Consider the following 13,748-nt stretch of genomic DNA (forward strand, 5'->3'; position numbering starts at 1 on the left):
GACAGCTCTCATGGAAAAGAAAAAGACAAATAAAAAATTCATCATCATACTAACCGTTTTGGTTTTGGCGGGAGGAACATACGGAATATCTAAATACCTACACGCTCAAGGACACGAAGAAACGGATGATGCTCAAATTGAGAAAAGAATGAATCCGATTATTCCTAGAGTTTCAGGATATATCAGTAAAGTTTATGTGAAAGATAATGATTATGTAAAAAAAGGAGATACTTTATTTACTATCGATAAGAGAGATTATCAATTAAAAATTGATGAAGCAAATGCTGCTTTGTTAGGAGCTGAAGGACAATACGAAGCTGCAAAAGCAGATATTGGAAGTGCATATGCAAGTATTTCTGTTTCTGATGCAAATATGAAATCTGCAAGCGGTTCTATTGAAAGCGCAAAAATTAGATTGAGACAACTTACAAACGATTATAACCGTTATAATAATTTGTATAAAACACATACTATTACAAAACAACAATATGAGCAAGCTTTAACTGCAAAGGAAGAAGCTGAAAATCAAGTACGTGTTTTACAACAACAACAAAGAGCAAGTTCTTACCAAAAATCGGTAATTGAATCTAAATCAAAAGCTTCTGATAAACAAACAGAAGTTGCTGCAGCAAACATCAAAAAAGCAAAAACAATGCTTGATGTTGCTCACTTGAATCTTTCTTATACTGTAGTTACTGCAGCAATTGACGGTCAGGTTTCAAAAGTTGATATTCAGCCGGGACAATTGGTACAACCGGGACAATCTTTGTTTTACATCATCAATAATAACGAAGCTTGGGTTGTAGCAAACTTTAAAGAAACACAATTAAACAAAATGATTGTAGGTCAAAAAGTAAGTTTAAAAGTTGATGCTTACCCTAACTATGAGTTTAAAGGTACAGTAACTTCTTTCTCTCCAGCAACAGGATCTCGTTTTTCATTATTACCTCCTGATAATGCAACAGGAAACTTCGTAAAAACAATTCAGAGATTACCAGTAAAAATTAGTTTAGATGAATCAAACGATCCTGAAAAAGTAAAACTTTTAAGACCAGGAATGAATGTTGATGTAGACGTACATTTAAAATAAAACATGGCAGGAGCAGTACAAGCAGACGACGATTTAGTAGAATACGGTTATAGACGTGTTATCATTACGATTACGGCAGTACTTTGTGCACTGCTGGAAATTGTTGATACGACGATTGTAAACGTAGCGCTGACAGACATGCGCGGAAGTCTTGGTGCTACCTTGACTGATGTGGCATGGGTAATTACAGCATACGCAATTGCGAATGTTATTGTAATACCGATGACGAGCTGGCTATCACAGCAATTTGGAAGACGTAATTATTTTGTGGCTTCTATCATTATATTTACGGTCTGTTCTTTTTTGTGTGGTAATGCCACAAATATTTGGGAACTTGTAGCCTTCCGATTCGTACAAGGTATGGGTGGAGGAGCATTACTAGTAACAGCCCAAACAATTATTACTGAAAGTTACCCAGTTGCAAAACGTGGAATGGCACAAGCTATTTACGGAATGGGTGTAATTGTTGGACCTACTCTTGGACCGCCTTTGGGAGGTTATTTAGTAGATAATTATTCTTGGCCTTATATTTTCTATATCAATATTCCGTTAGGGATTATCGCTACTATTTTGGCTTTAACTTTTGTGAGAAGTCCGAAATATGGCGAAAAACTGAAAGCTAATCAGGTTGACTGGTGGGGAATTATTTTGTTGAGTGCCTTTATTGGTTCTTTACAATTCGTACTAGAACACGGACAGCAAGACGATTGGTTTAACGATCCACTTATTGTAACTTTAAGTGTTGTTACGGTTCTTGGATTAATATTATTTATTTGGAGAGAGTTAACCTATAAATATCCAATCGTAAACTTAAGTGTTTTAAAAGATGGGAATTTAAGAATTGGAACTGTAATGTGTTTTATTCTTGGTTTCGGTTTATACGGATCAACATTGATTATCCCAATTTACACGCAATCAATTTTAGGATGGACAGCTACTGATGCAGGATTATTATTAATTCCAGGATCTATTACCACAGCTCTTATGATGCCATTTGTAGGTAATATGATTCAGAAAGGTGTTCCTCAAGGGTATATGGTTGGAGTAGGATTCTTTATTTTCTTCTTGTTTACCTTTATGATGTACAGCCGTATGACTCCAGACACAGGTGTTGAACATATGTACTGGCCTTTAATTTTAAGAGGAATTGGTTTAGGATTACTTTTTGTTCCTATTACAACACTTTCGCTTTCGACTTTAAAAGGAAAACATATTGGTGAAGGAGCTGCTTTTACTGGAATGATGCGTCAATTGGGCGGATCTTTTGGTATTGCGATTATTACCACTTTTATCACACGTTTTAGTCAAACACACAGAGTAGATCTAATAAACAACTTAGATCCTGCAAAATATGATGTGCAGCAACGTATTACAGGAATGCAGCACGCTTTTATGGCAAAAGGATACAGCGCAGATGTTGCTTTAAAGAAAGCGTATCAAGCGATAGAATATTCAGTAATGAAGCAAAGTACCGTAATGGCTTACATGGATATTTTCTTATATCTTGGAATCATGTTTTTATGTTGCATACCGATTATTCTCTTTATCAAAAAAGGGAAGAACAAAATTAGTGCAGCCGACGCAATGCATTAATAATAATAATTTTATAATACGCAGAAACGCCGAATTCATCATTTAGAATTCGGCGTTTATTTTTTTAATTTAACCGCAAAGTGCGCAAAGGTTTTATTTATAAGAAGCCATAAAAACGCAAAGCTCGCAAAGCTTTGTAATAAAAACTTTGCGAACCTTGCGTAAATCATTGCGTTCTTTGCGGTTAAAAACCTAAGAACCTTAGTATCTTAGAACCTCAGCTCCTTAAAAAGTTATCTTGTAAAAACCAAGTGATTTCCTTTTGAAAGATTAGCATCAAACTGATATCCTTCATAATTAAATCCTTTTAAGTCGTCGATAGTTTCTGCATTGGTATCAATTATATAACGTACCATCATGCCTCTCGCCTTTTTTGCAAAGAAACTGATCATTTTTAATTTCCCATCTTTGTAATCTTTAAAGTCTGGAGTAATTACTGGAACTTTCAAAGCTTTTACATCAACTGCCGAAAAATATTCATTACTCGCTAAATTCACGAACAATTCGTCTTTTTTCAATTCTTTATTTAAAGCTTTTGTAACCACAGGTTTCCAAAACTCATGAAGGTTTTTGTATTCACCAACAGGCATTTTTGTTCCCATTTCTAAACGATACGCCTGCATTAAATCAAGAGGTTTTAAAAGTCCGTAAAGTCCAGATAAAATTCTAAGTTTATCTTGAAGCACCTCTAATTTTTCTGATGGTATTGTATAAGCATCTAAACCGGTGTAAACATCTCCATCAAAAGTAAAAACCGCAGGACGTGCATTCTCTGGTGTAAAAGGCGTTTTCCATTCTTGATTTCGTTTCCAGTTTAAATCGGCAAGCTTACTTGAAATTGACATCAACTCCGATAATTCAGCTGGCTTTTTTTGTTTTACAACTTTATGAACCACTCTTGCTTCCTTTAAAAATGATGGTTCTGTATATTGAGAAGTTGGTAATTCTTTTTCAAAATTTAAAGACTTCGCTGGCGATATAACTATTTTCATTTGTGCTTTTTTGTATGATTCAAAAATACAAATTGAAATTTTAAAAATTGATTATCCTAATTGATTTGTTCGATGAAGATATAATTACTCTATATATAAAGTTCCAGAGGAACGAAATATTTATAGAATTAATATCCGTTTAAAGAAATAAAGCTCCAGCGGAGCGACAGATTCTTTATAAAAACAAATGTCGCTCCTCTGGAGCTTTAAATGAAACCTATAAATAAACCCTATAAATATTTTGCTCCGCTGGAGCATTCTCAATTCAAAAACCTTCAACAAAAGTAATTTGCGGCAACCCTTTTTCTCAATTCATAAAAATCAACATCAAAAACTATTAATTTCTTCAAAAAAGTGAGCCATAGATTGTAATAGGCATTTTCTATGTTGTAAATTTGCATGCGTTTCATTTCTTAGAAGTATGAAATGTGTTTTTATTCAAAAATTAGTGAATTCGTGGCTATACAAACAAATTATAAAACTGCTTTACAAAATAAAATTTTCGATATCATCTCGAAAGCTTCTCAGGAACTAAATGTTGACAGCTATGTTATTGGCGGTTTTGTTAGAGATTTACTTTTAAATCGAGGTTCTAAAAAAGATATTGATGTTGTAGCGGTTGGCAGCGGAATCGAATTGGCTTTAAAAGTTTCTGAATTACTTCCAAACAAACCAAAAGTTCAGGTTTTTAAAACTTATGGAACTGCAATGTTACGCTTTGAAGACACTGATATTGAATTTGTTGGCGCCCGAAAAGAATCTTATAATTTCGACAGCCGAAATCCAATTGTAGAAAACGGAACACTTCAGGATGATCAAAACCGTCGTGATTTTACGATCAATGCATTGGCTTTATCTTTAAACGAAAACAACTTTGGAGATCTTTTAGATCCTTTTGACGGTTTGAAAGATTTAGAAAATAAAACGATAAAAACTCCGCTGGATCCAGATATTACTTATTCTGATGATCCGCTTCGAATGCTTCGTGCGATTCGTTTTGCAACACAATTGAATTTTGAAATTGAAGAAAATTCATTGAATGCAATTACTAAAAATGCTGATCGTATTAAAATTATTTCGGGCGAGAGAATTGTTGACGAATTAAATAAAATTCTTTCAACAGATAAACCTTCAACCGGATTTTTACTTTTATATAAAACAGGACTTTTAGATTTAATTTTACCTGAATTAACAGCGCTGAATCAGGTCGAAGAAATTGAAGGTCATACGCATAAAAACAACTTTTATCATACGCTTGAAGTGGTTGATAATATTTGTCCAAATACAGATGATGTCTGGCTGCGCTGGTCGGCATTATTGCATGATATTGGAAAAGCACCAACCAAACGTTTCAGCAAAAAGCAAGGCTGGACTTTTCATGGACATGAATTTTTAGGCGGAAAAATGGCAAAGAAAATCTTCGAACGCCTGCACATGCCTTTGAACCATAAAATGAAATTTGTTCAAAAAATGGTTATTATGAGTTCTCGTCCAATTGTTTTGGCGCAGGATATTGTTACCGACAGCGCAGTTCGTCGTTTGGTTTTTGACGCTGGTGAAGATGTTGAAAATTTAATGACTTTGTGCGAGGCTGATATTACAACCAAAAATCCATCGAAATTCAAGAAATATCATAAAAACTTTGAAATCGTTCGCAAGAAAATTGTAGAAGTGGAAGAGCGCGATCATGTTCGTAATTTTCAACCGCCAATTTCCGGTGAAGAAATTATGGCAATTTTCAATTTACAGCCATCACGTGAAATTGGAGTTTTGAAAGAAGCGGTGAAAGAAGCAATTCTAGAAGGCGACATTCCGAATGAATATCAGGCGGCTTACGATTTTGTAATTAAAAGAGCCGAAAAAATGGGCTTAAAAAAAGTATAAGAATAAGTATTTAATAAAATGAAAAAAGAGAATAAATCAGTAATCATTTGGTTGCTTTCAGGTTGTGTTTTATTGTTTTTAATGGTTGTTGTAGGCGGTATCACACGTCTGACCAATTCAGGTTTATCAATGACGGATTGGCATTTGGTAACCGATACTTTCCCGCCTTTAACGGAAGCCAAATGGAATGAGGCTTTTGAGCAGTACAAGAAGTTTCCTGAATATCAAAAGATTAATATACACAATGATTTTCAGCTCTCAGATTATAAATTTATTTATTTCTGGGAATGGTTTCACCGTTTCATCGGGCGTATTATTGGTTTGGTATTTTTTGTTCCTTTTGTTTATTTCTTAATCAAAAAGAAATTAGATACTGCAACGATCAAAAAGTGTATCGTACTTTTGGCAATGGGCGGTTTTCAAGGTTTCCTTGGATGGTTTATGGTTCGAAGCGGTTTAATTGACAATCCAGATGTAAGTCATTTTAGACTTTCGCTGCATTTAACTTTTGCTTTTATAACTTTTGCTTATACACTTTGGGTAGCGTTGGATTTGATTTATCCTGAAAGAAATATCAACAAAATATTACCATTACGCACTATTGCACGTTATGCTTTGGTCGCTTTATTAATACAAATTATTTATGGCGGGTTTGTGGCTGGATTAAATGCAGGATTAATTCACAATCACTGGCCTTTAATGAGCGATGGAGAATTTATGCACGAATCAGTTCTTATCGAACAATCAAGTTTAATAAAAAACTTAATTGAAGGTAAAAGCGGTGTTCAATTTGTTCACAGAACTTTTGCTTATGTAGTAGTTGCAATTATACTTTTTCTTTATTTTAGAAGTAAAAAATACACGCTTACCAATACACAGTCAAACGGAATCAAAACTTTGGTAGCATTTGTATTTATACAGTTTCTTCTAGGAGTTTTCACTTTATTATACAGTGTGCCTTTGGCTTTAGGATTAATCCATCAGATTATGGCATTCTTCCTTTTAAGTGCTATGACTTTTACATTGCATCGACTGAGTAAATAAATTCGAAATATATTTACACAAAAAAAGCTGTCTCAAAAGGACAGCTTTTTTGCTGTATAGATTATTGACAAATTTATTCTTCGATAAACCCCAGCGGGGTAAAATATTTATAGAGGTACAATTCGATAAATAATAAAGCTCCGGAGGAGCGACATATATTAAGAATGTAGAAAAAACATGTCACTCCTCCGGAGCTTTATATTATAAACATTCATTCTTTGCTATAAATATTTAGCTTCTCTGAAGCTTACAAAAAAAGCTGTCCTTTTAAGACAACCTCTTTTTGCGACATAGATTTTAATTAAATGAATTAAAATCAGCTGAATTTCTATATTTTGATTTAGATTTTACCCAAGCCAAGTTTTGAAATCTTGTACTTTTTCTCGGCTTACTATTACCTGATCTTCTTTGTAAGTTGGTAAGATAACTTTTAAACGAGAATTTGTATAGACCTGAATTTCTCTAATTGCCTGAAGCGGTACAATAAATTTTCTGCTTACGCGAAAGAAATCCTTTTTATCTAATTCCTGTTCCAGGATTTCTAAAGTCGAATCGATTAAATAGTTTCTATTATCAAAAGTATGTATGTATGTTCCTTTGTTTTCACTAAAAAAACATTCGATTTCTTCGGTTGTTATTACTTTTAAATGTTGTCCTATTTTAACGGTAAATCTCTTTTTGAAACTTTTCTCAAAAGGATTCGACAACATTTGACGTATCTGCTCAAAGTCCAACTGAAGATTCTGATTTCCTGAATCTGTTTTAGGAATTCGTGCTTTATACTTTACAACTGCAGCTTCTAGATCGTCTTCATCAATTGGTTTTAAAAGATAATCAATACTATTCAGTTTAAACGCTTTCAAAGCATACTCATCGTAAGCTGTGGTAAAAATTATGGCGCTTTGAATATTTATTTTTTCAAAAATCTCAAACGATAAACCATCTGATAGCTGAATATCTAGAAAAATTAAATCTGGATGTTCATTATTTGTAAACCAATGAAGTGATTCCTCTACAGAATGCAGCATTGTTTTTACAGTTATATCTAATTTTTCAAGTTTTCGCTGTAATAAACGTGCAGCTGGTTTTTCGTCTTCTATAATTAATGTGGTCATTTAATGCGGTACAAAGTTTAAAATATACAAGTTAAAATTACTCCCATTTTTTCTTATTCTGAGCTTCTTTTTCCATATATTTTTGGATTTTTCTATCTTCCCAATCTTTATTAAAGAAAATATCTGGGCCAAAAACGGTAAAGGCATGAATGGCTAAAGCAATTCCCCAATAAAATGCGGTTGAATAAACTTCCCAATCTCCAAAGCCTCGAATTTCAATACGATTGCCTATGAAACCATTATTTAAATTTGAAATAATGATAATGATATTCACTATAATGTAAACCTTAAGATGCGAGTAAAATCCTTTTATTCTTCTTACTTTTCTGTACGCAGCATTAAAGCTTTCATCAGTACTAAATTCATCTCCATATTCTTCATACATACGTCTTCTAAATCGTCCCATTTTATTTTGATTTAAAAATTATTGCCATTTATTTTTATTCCATTTTTCTTTTTCCATAAACTCTTTGATTTTCTTTTCTTCCCAGTCTTTTCCTAAAACCGGAAATAGGTCAAAAACCCTTAATCCATGAAAAACTACTCCAATTCCCCACCACAACAAAGGCCAAAAAAACCATAAATATTCTGGTGATGTGTACAAATTAACGAAAATCAAAATCGCATTTACAAATATATAAGATGCTAAATTTCCATAAAAACCTTTAATATCTCCGACTTTCTTTTTCGCCAAAAAATATTTATCCTCTTCACTGTATTTCATTTCCATGATTACTCCCATTTTTGTTTTTTTTCTCTTTTTTCTAAAATACTTTTCATTTTACGTTTCTCCCATTTATCTCCAAAAATTTTAGCAGAGACAAATAAATCAATCGCTGAACCAAAAAATACGGTTGACCAAAGAATCATTACAACTCCATTTAAAAATTTAGCAGGAAACACATTCAAAGGCAATTTATAATACTCTTTTAAAACAAAAAGTACCAGCGCTATAATGTAAAAAAATGAATGAATATAAAATGATTTAAGCTTTACAACCTTTTTGCTGGCTAACTGCTGTAATTCATATTCTTCCTGATCACTATTACAATTCGTTTTCATCTTTAGTTTGAAGTTTTTTGATTTTTATCTTTTTCTAAAATTTCTTGAATCTTTCGTTCTTCCCATTCTTTATTAAAAAACGGCTAGTATCCAAAAACTTTCAATCCATGAAAAACCACTCCTATCCCCCAGCCTCCAATACACCAAATGAACCATAAATATTCTGGTGAAGTCACAAGGTTGATAACAACTAAAACTATGGTTACGAAAATAAAAACTGCCAAATGCTCATAAAATCCTCTAATTTCTTTTACTTTTTTCTGAGCCTGGTAATAGCGTTCCGCTTCTGTATAATTTGGCTTCATGATTATTTCCAAGTTTGCTTGTTTTTTTCTTTCTCTAAAATCTCTCTAATCTTTCTTTCCTCCCAACCTGTGCTGTAACCATATACTTTAAAAGCATGCATTACAACTCCAAATCCCCAGCCTAAAGCTGAAAACCAAAACCATTGAAATCCTGGTGAATATCTTAAATTAACAAAAGCTAATATTGGAATTACACAGCAATATGAAATTACATTTCCATAAAACCCTTTTAATTCTTCTACTCTTTTTTTAGCTCTAAAATAAGCTTTAGTTTCATCGTTATAATCTGCATTTGTTTCCATAACGTTAATTTGTTTTGTTAAAATTGGAATCTTAACCGTGAAATTTTTCTCATCTTGTTCGATCATCACATTTCTGTTGGTCACGATTGCATATCGACTTACAATATTCTGTAATCCAACTCCTTGTCTATCTTGAAGAACTTCTTTTTTCTGAAGATCGTTTTGAATGGCTAAATAATCTCCATCAATAAAAATTCGAATGTGAAGCGGTTTTTGCTCACTTACCACATTATGTTTTACCGTATTTTCGAGTAAAAGTTGTAATGAAAGCGGAACTACTTTTGCGTCAGGATTTATGTTTTCTACTGGCAATTCGTAGAATAAACTATTTTCAAAACGCATTTTCAGCAGATTCATATAGGTTTTTGCAAACGACAATTCATCTTCTACAGAAACCAGTTCTTTATCTTTCTGCTCCAAAACGTAGCGGTAAATTTTTGATAACGAAGTAGTAAAACGCTGTGCATTATCTGGATTTTCTTCGATCAAAGAACTTAAAACATTTAAGCTGTTAAAAAGAAAATGCGGATCGATCTGATTTTTCAAACTCTCGAATTGTGCATTTGCTGTTCCTGCTATAATTTTTTGCTGTGTTATTTCAATTTTAGAAGCTTGTTTCCATTTTACCATAAAACTTCTGGCTTGCATGAAAGTAGAAACTCCTAACGAAAGAATGATATAAAAAAGATGCACCCAAAGCATTCTTCCTCCTAAAAACACGTCTAAAGTTACGTTTTGCAAAACAACAAAAATGAAATAGTTTATCCCTAAAACTACAGGAACCGTGTACAAAACAGTTACCAAGATCCCGTAGTAAACTCTTAAATTTGTCTGCTCCAGCCAATCCCATTTTTTATCTAAAAGAACATTAATGTAGCCATTTCCAAAACCTAATCCGAAAGAATAAAGGCAGCTTATAAAAAAAGTAACAAGAACATTTTTAACATTTAAATCCTCTCCTAAAAAAGCTGAAAATATAAGGGCAAAAACCATGGCTATTTTAAAGCAAACGATTGTTCCGCTTTTTATATCAGAAAATGTGTTTCTATGGTCTTTCATTATAATCCGCTTAATTTATTACTATTTTTATTTACAAGTTTTTTGAACTTCTAATGCTCTTTCTAAACCCCATTTTGGAGAGAAAGGCGTTTCCGGTTTAAAAGTACCAAAAAGTTCGATAGATCTGTTAACTTGTTCGCAAAGTGGTTTTGTATCAACTCCTGTCCATTTTGCTCCTCCCAACTGATAATCAGCTTCGCCAAAAACAGCTCTCGGATTATTTGGATCTAATGCTTTTGCAGTTGCATAAGCTTCCATCACTTTAGCCGAATATTTCATTCCGTTTGTCATTGGATCAGAAGCTACATAAGCTGTGTAAATTAAAGCCTGCATAACATACAACTCTGAATTATTTAAATCTTTAATCATTTCAGCATCAATAGCATCTTGCGCTTTTGTCAATAACAAATCAATTTTAGTTTTATCTTTTTCTTTAAAAGCCGATGTAGTGTTGATTAAAGCTACATAATAATTTGGCAGATAACTTGTTTTTTCCGCCGCCGCAATTCTTTCAAACAATGCCGAAGCATCAGCATTTTTTCCTTCTTTCCAAAGCCCAAAAGCTTTTGTCATTCCTTGTTCAAACTGTGTTTGTGCAGATAATAAACTGCAGATAAATAATGTGATAATGGTAATAATCTTGGTCATGATTTCTTTTTTTTAAGGTTGTTTTTTTTTAGGTTCTGAGTTGCTAAGGTTCTAAGTTTTTTCTTTGTGTATTAGAATCTTAACTTCTCCATTTTAATTGATGATTAAAACTTTTTTTTAGGTTCAAAACTGTAAAGTTACAGAGGTTCATTTTATTACTACTATTCATAAAACTCTGAACCTTTGTTACTTTGATTCTTTGTCCCTATTAATTTATACTTCAAAAGTATGTTGGATTTTACTGTTTTAAAATTAAATGATACTGAGTTGTTGATTTTTGCTGCTGAATTGTTTTTTATTAAGATTCTGAGGTTCTGAGATGCTAAGGTTCTAAGTTTTTCGAACAGCAGAAATCTTAGTATCTCAGTCCCGAAGCCTCGGGATAGCAACTTAGCATCTATTCCACGAACTACAAATTCTTCAACTGATTCTCATTTTTATTCTGGCTGATAGTCCAAAAGAAACCAACAAAGAAAAATCGATCTGCGGTTGGCACTACGGCTTGTCTTTGATATACTCCGTTTGGATCTGGTAATTTTGCATAATCATATCCAAAAACATTCTGTGTTCCCAAAATATTCGAAACGGAGAAATAAAGGATTTTTTGTGTTGTTAATATATATGCCCAGTTGAAACTCAAACTATTGTATGATTTTGTTTTTCCGCTCATAAATTGTGTCTGATTCGGATCATTATAAGGACGTCCTGAACTGTAGTTATTTGTAAAACCTATTTGTGATTTCCAATCCGTAATAAAATATTTTGTTACTACAGATAAAGTATGATTTGCAATAAAACTTGGCGTAGCCATTGTTGGATAATTCTTGTATTGTCGTTCAGAATCGATATAAGAATACGAAATCCAATACTCTAAGTTTTTGTACAAATTACTGTCTCTCCAATATAATTCTAAACCTTTTGCATAACCTGAACCGTTATTATTAAAGACTGAATTGTATTTAATATCTCTTGTGTCATATTGAACTAAATTCCTGTAATCTTTATAATAAAGGTCTGCTCTAAAAATCTGTCCCGGTTTTGTAAATTGATAATTCAAAATATAATGACTTGCTTTTTCGCTTTCAAACTGATGGTATTTTGAATATTTAATATAATCTACAACTGGTGTTTGAGAAAAATCTCCATAAGCAAATGAAAGCTGGCTGGTTTTTGAAAACTTATAGGCTATTGAAGCTCTTGGCGCAATATTATTTTCATTTAATAAACTGTTGTTCGAATATCTTAAACCAACTTTCATTGCCAATCTTTTAGAAAATAAAATATCTCCTTCTGTATAAGCCGCAAAAATGTTAGAATCATATCCGTTTGTAACATCGATAGAAATATTGTCATTAAAATTTTCATCGAATTTTGTAATGAAATAATCCGCTCCAAAAGACAATTTAAAATAATTTGAAACTTTTTTGCCAAACTTCAATTTCAATTGTGCTGCATTTTCATCAGCATCAATATCATTTATATCATATTTTGTTTTGTTTTTACTGTATCCATAACTAATTCCTGTAGTTAACTGCCATCCAGTTCCAAAAGTTCCTTTGTAAGAAGAATTCAAATAAAAATTATTGTTATTCAAATCTGTTCTGATAGGTTTTTCGAAGTTGATATTTTTCTGATTTAAATCGAATTTCTCCGAATCAAAAGCGGCATAAAGTTTAAAGATTCCGTTTGTAAAATTATATCTGTAAACTGTTTCACCGCCGAGAGACTGATACGGATTATTCCAATCTACGTTTTGAGGAATCACTTCCTGATATGGCGCTAAGTTTATGTAAGCCATATTTACACTCAACGAGCTTTTTTTCATTTTTTGAGTATGTCCTAAACTCAAACCTACAGTCATTAAACCAATATCTGTTTTATTATGATCTGCTTCGTCCTGCGTATTTAAAAGTAAAACACTCGATAATGCTTCGCCATATTCTGCAGAATAACCTCCAGTCGAAAAAGAGATTCCGCTAAACAACATTGGAGAGAAACGGCTTCGAGTTGGCAAATTATTTGTTGTCGCTCCGTAAGGCTGCGCAACTCTAATTCCATCTACAAAAGTCTGAGTTTCGTTTGCTTCTCCACCACGAACAAACAAACGCCCGTCTTCACCAACAGATTGTGTCCCTGGTAAAGTTTGTAATGCTGCCACAATATTTCCATTCGAACCTGCTGTCGTAAGAATATCTAAAGGTTTTAAAACTGAAACTCTAGCTTTATCTCCAGACTCTAAAGTTCCGGCTGTGATTACAACAGCATCAAGTGTATTTATATTTTCTCTTAGTTTAACTGTTTGATCTTTATAATTTGTTACATCGATTTCTTTCTTGTAGGTTTCAAAAAGCAAAAAACTCACTACAAGAAATTGATTTCCAGTTGCACTTGTTTCAAAAGAAAACTCACCTGTTGCAGAGCTTGTTGCTCCGTCATATGTTCCGTCTAAGTAAATATTAGCACCTTGAACAGGTCTTCCTTTTTGGTCCAGCACTTTTCCCGAAATCGTATTTTGAGCAAAAATAAATGCGGTAAAAAATAAAAAGGTAATTGTAAAAAATAACTTGGTTTTCATAACATTGGTTTTTGTTACAGCAAATGTATTTTAACATTCAGCGTTAAAAAATATATAATAACCGAACTGTAGAAATTTA

The 13,748-nt window shown here is 32.7% G+C and carries 13 protein-coding genes; 4 read left to right on the plus strand and 9 right to left on the minus strand.

What is annotated here, in order from left to right; translation table 11 throughout:
- The first annotated feature begins 10 nt into the window (after window positions 1-10).
- A complete protein-coding gene (locus NLG42_RS23660; RefSeq protein ID WP_089056186.1) occupies window positions 11-1,090 on the plus strand; it encodes an HlyD family secretion protein in 1,080 nt (359 codons plus the stop codon).
- 3 nt (window positions 1,091-1,093) lie between these two features.
- Window positions 1,094-2,683, plus strand: a complete 1,590-nt coding sequence (locus NLG42_RS23665) for an MDR family MFS transporter (protein WP_089056187.1) — start codon at window positions 1,094-1,096, stop codon at window positions 2,681-2,683.
- 233 nt (window positions 2,684-2,916) lie between these two features.
- On the opposite strand, the gene yaaA is transcribed toward NLG42_RS23665, so the two are convergent.
- Entirely contained in the window at window positions 2,917-3,675 is a 759-nt protein-coding gene (gene yaaA / locus NLG42_RS23670) for a peroxide stress protein YaaA (RefSeq protein WP_257682605.1), read from the minus strand.
- A gap of 426 nt (window positions 3,676-4,101) precedes the next feature.
- Between yaaA and NLG42_RS23675 the strand changes: the two genes are divergently transcribed.
- Both NLG42_RS23675 and NLG42_RS23680 read left to right on the plus strand, forming a co-directional pair.
- Window positions 4,102-5,559, plus strand: coding sequence for a CCA tRNA nucleotidyltransferase (locus NLG42_RS23675; RefSeq protein ID WP_129024270.1), 1,458 nt, complete (start codon window positions 4,102-4,104; stop codon window positions 5,557-5,559).
- Window positions 5,560-5,577: 18 nt separating this feature from the next.
- On the plus strand, window positions 5,578-6,603 hold the full coding sequence (locus NLG42_RS23680; protein ID WP_257682606.1) for a COX15/CtaA family protein: 1,026 nt from the start codon (window positions 5,578-5,580) through the stop codon (window positions 6,601-6,603).
- A 347-nt stretch (window positions 6,604-6,950) separates the two neighbouring features.
- On the opposite strand, the gene NLG42_RS23685 is transcribed toward NLG42_RS23680, so the two are convergent.
- The 8 genes from NLG42_RS23685 to NLG42_RS23720 form a co-directional block, all read right to left on the minus strand.
- Complete coding sequence (locus tag NLG42_RS23685) at window positions 6,951-7,718, minus strand: LytR/AlgR family response regulator transcription factor (RefSeq protein ID WP_089056191.1); 768 nt, start codon at window positions 7,716-7,718, stop codon at window positions 6,951-6,953.
- Between the two features lie 37 nt (window positions 7,719-7,755).
- Window positions 7,756-8,124 (minus strand): 2TM domain-containing protein, encoded by a 369-nt coding sequence (locus NLG42_RS23690; protein ID WP_089056192.1) that lies wholly within the window; start codon window positions 8,122-8,124, stop codon window positions 7,756-7,758.
- 18 nt (window positions 8,125-8,142) lie between these two features.
- Window positions 8,143-8,448 carry a 2TM domain-containing protein gene (locus NLG42_RS23695; protein ID WP_257682607.1) on the minus strand — a complete coding sequence of 102 codons (306 nt, stop codon included), beginning with the start codon at window positions 8,446-8,448 and terminating at the stop codon, window positions 8,143-8,145.
- A 2-nt stretch (window positions 8,449-8,450) separates the two neighbouring features.
- Complete coding sequence (locus NLG42_RS23700; protein WP_257682608.1) at window positions 8,451-8,780, minus strand: 2TM domain-containing protein; 330 nt, start codon at window positions 8,778-8,780, stop codon at window positions 8,451-8,453.
- Between the two features lie 83 nt (window positions 8,781-8,863).
- Complete coding sequence (locus NLG42_RS23705) at window positions 8,864-9,085, minus strand: 2TM domain-containing protein (protein ID WP_307774294.1); 222 nt, start codon at window positions 9,083-9,085, stop codon at window positions 8,864-8,866.
- Between the two features lie 2 nt (window positions 9,086-9,087).
- Entirely contained in the window at window positions 9,088-10,446 is a 1,359-nt protein-coding gene (locus tag NLG42_RS23710) for a histidine kinase (protein ID WP_257682609.1), read from the minus strand.
- Window positions 10,447-10,473: 27 nt separating this feature from the next.
- A complete protein-coding gene (locus NLG42_RS23715; protein WP_099719474.1) occupies window positions 10,474-11,094 on the minus strand; it encodes a hypothetical protein in 621 nt (206 codons plus the stop codon).
- 409 nt (window positions 11,095-11,503) lie between these two features.
- Complete coding sequence (locus NLG42_RS23720; protein ID WP_257682610.1) at window positions 11,504-13,669, minus strand: TonB-dependent receptor; 2,166 nt, start codon at window positions 13,667-13,669, stop codon at window positions 11,504-11,506.
- Window positions 13,670-13,748: the final 79 nt, after the last annotated feature.

Origin of the sequence: Flavobacterium plurextorum (assembly GCF_024638035.1) — a bacterium.
GTDB lineage: Bacteria > Bacteroidota > Bacteroidia > Flavobacteriales > Flavobacteriaceae > Flavobacterium > Flavobacterium plurextorum.